The sequence below is a fragment of the Parapedobacter soli genome (genome assembly GCF_025460835.1).
Lineage (GTDB): Bacteria > Bacteroidota > Bacteroidia > Sphingobacteriales > Sphingobacteriaceae > Parapedobacter > Parapedobacter soli.
Genome location: NZ_JAMXAY010000131.1, coordinates 1 through 1,357 on the forward strand (window position 1 = coordinate 1; position 1,357 = coordinate 1,357).

Below are 1,357 nucleotides of genomic sequence, written 5' to 3' on the forward strand. Positions count from 1 at the left end.
TACCGCGACGCAAAACAGTTCACCGGACTGGAAAATTGCCAGGCACGTCATTTTCGAACCATTGGATTTCATTGCAAGGCTGGCCGCCCTGGTACCGAAGCCCAGAGTCAACTGCGGTCCAAAGCTGTTGGACTTGGGTGAAAAGGGCGTTTATTCTTCCTATACGTTGTCGGCAGCGGGCCAAAAAGGAATACGTCCATGCCCATCGAGGTGAAACCGGCTGTGAGCGCGGGTTCAAGCATATAGCCCGACAGGCGCGTATCCTTGCCGATCACGACACGATGGCGGTGGTCACCGCGACGAAAGACACGGCCAGCCGCCATGCCGACGCGCAAGGCGGTTTCCGCCGTCATCGCGCCTTCGTTGGCTTTGCCACGAATACCGTCTGTGCCGAAATATTTGCGCACCATAAGGTCGATTATCCTGTCGTCGGGTCGCCCTCAAAGGGGACATGCCTGCTGAACCGCGAATATAGAGAAATATCCCGAATGTGCAGTTAACGAATTCTTGCGGTTTCTTTCAGCGCCGCCAATACCGCCAGCCCGTCGCGCAAGGGGCGCGGCTCGTGTGTGCGGATGAAGTCAGCTCCACCTGCGGCGGCGGCAAGCTCTGCAGCGAGTGTCGCGGCCCCGACATCCCCCGGACCACGGCCTGTGAGCGCGCGCAGAAAGGATTTGCGCGAAACAGACAGAAGCACCGGCAAATCGAAGCGCAGCCGCAATTCATCGAACCGCGCCAGCACCGAGAGCGAGGTTTCGGGAGCAGCCCCCAGAAAAAACCCCATGCCGGGATCAAGGACAAGGCGGTTGCGTTTGATACCGGCACCCGTCAGCGCCGCGATGCGCGCGTCAAAGAACGCCGCAATGTGATCCATGATGTCGCCAGCGGGTGCCTCGCGCCGATCTGCCTGCCCGTCTTGCACCGAATGCATAACGACGAGTTTGGCAGATGATTTCGCCAATTGCGGATAGAACGCAGCGTCTGGAAAACCGCGAATATCATTGAGATAGGCCACACCACGCGACAAGGCATAGGCTTGCGTCGCGGGTTGATAACTGTCGAGCGAGACGGGAATGCCATCTGCCTTGAGCGCGTCCAGCACCGGCGCGATACGCGCGATTTCTGTGTCGGACGAAACAGGCGCGGCGTCGGGATTGCTGGATGCCGGACCGAGGTCGATCACATCTGCCCCCTCGGCCATCAGCTTACGCGCCTGCGCAATGGCTGCGTCTGGCGCCAGATACCGGCCTCCATCGGAGAAACTGTCCGAGGTTATGTTGACGATGCCGAAAATGATGAGCGATTTATTCATGCAACACTCCGTTAAAAAATGGGACAAATTTCTGATTTACAGCAA

At 58.3% G+C, this 1,357-nt stretch carries 2 protein-coding genes; both read right to left on the minus strand.

Translation table 11 applies throughout. The features are described 5' to 3' along the window. Positions 1 to 107: 107 nt before the first annotated feature. A complete protein-coding gene (locus NGM62_RS21850) occupies positions 108 to 410 on the minus strand; it encodes a phosphoglucosamine mutase (RefSeq protein WP_000251875.1) in 303 nt (100 codons plus the stop codon). Between the two features lie 86 nt (positions 411 to 496). After that, on the minus strand, positions 497 to 1,312 hold the full coding sequence (gene sul2 / locus NGM62_RS21855) for a sulfonamide-resistant dihydropteroate synthase Sul2 (protein WP_001043260.1): 816 nt from the start codon (positions 1,310 to 1,312) through the stop codon (positions 497 to 499). Positions 1,313 to 1,357: the final 45 nt, after the last annotated feature.